Raw genomic sequence first — 1,320 nt, 5'->3', positions numbered from 1 at the left:
GGCCGCTTCAAGACGAGATTGCACATGGACGCTGCGCAATCCGTCTTGTCCCGCCTCGCCGACCACCACCTGAAGCTGGACACCACCCCGCTCCGGAAGGGACAACGGATCCCCGAGAGTGAGCTCCTGGATTCCCTCGCATCCCGCACGATGCGCAGCGGTCAGGGCCAACTCGGCCAGCGCAGCCGGTGGCACCAGCACCGCCCCCAAGACCCGGTGGTCAGCCAGCCACGGATGGGTCTCCAATGAGATACGCCCGGTGAGAACATGTCCATGGTCCGCAAGGGGGACCGCGGCTCCGAGGAGGGAGTGTTCGATGGCCTCCAGGCCCAGGCCGGTGGCATCGGTTGCCGCGGGCGGAGCGTCGAGCCAGTAGCGCTCCCGCTGGAACGCATACGTGGGCAGGTCCAGCATCGGTGCACCACCGTCTGCCGCAGCGCTGTCGTCCGTGGCCACCGCACCGAGGGCAGGTTTCCAGTCGACGGTGACCCCGTTGACATGCAACTGAGCCAGAGAAGCCAGAACCCGCCCAAGCGTGTCCTGGTCACGACGCAACGTGCCGGTCACCACCGCCTGACCACCAGCGGCCTCCACCACCTCCTCCACACCCACCGTCAGCACCGGATGCGCGCTGACCTCAACGAAGACCCCATAGCCCTCGGAAGCCAGGGCATCCACGGCCTCGGCGAAACGCACCGGCTGCCGCAGATTCCGGAACCAGTACTCACTGTCCATCTCCCCCGGCGACACCCACTGACCGGTCACCGTCGACAACAACGGCACCCGCTCGCCGCCACCCTGGGGAGCCAGGCCGTCCAGGGCCTGGGCCAGCTCGGTGCGGATCTGCTCGATCTGCGCGGTGTGGGAGGCGTAGTCCACCGGGATCCGGCGTGCCCGCACCCCCTGCTCCTCGCACACAGCCTGCACCCGCTCCACCGCCTGTGCGGGCCCGGCCACCACCACCGAACCGGGGCCGTTGACCGCAGCCACTTCCACCTCGTCCCAGGCACCGGCCTCGATCCGGTCCATGGCCTCCCGCTCGGACAGGGCCACTGAGAGCATCCCGCCCAGGCCCGCCAGGCGCTCGCCGATCAGCCGCGACCGAAGTGCCACGACTTTGCACGCGTCCTCCAGTGACAGCAGACCCGCCACATACGCGGCCGCCACCTCACCCTGGGAATGCCCCACCACCGCCGCCGGCTCCACGCCGAACGACCGCCACATCTTGGCCAGAGCCACCATCACCGCAAACGACACCGACTGAACCACATCCACCCGATCCAACGACGGCGCCCCCACCTCCCCCCGCAACACCCCCCG

The 1,320-nt window shown here is 69.1% G+C and carries 1 protein-coding gene; it reads right to left on the bottom strand.

The window, feature by feature from the left end:
* On the bottom strand, positions 1 to 1,299 hold a 1,299-nt coding region (locus JK364_RS54305), incomplete at its 3' end, for an acyltransferase domain-containing protein (protein ID WP_307841731.1).
* Between the last annotated feature and the right edge of the window lie 21 nt (positions 1,300 to 1,320).

This window comes from Streptomyces endocoffeicus (genome assembly GCF_016741935.1).
Classification (GTDB): domain Bacteria; phylum Actinomycetota; class Actinomycetes; order Streptomycetales; family Streptomycetaceae; genus Streptomyces; species Streptomyces endocoffeicus.
Note: the sequence above shows the minus strand (reverse complement) of the source record. Positions and strands in the feature narration are given on the sequence as shown.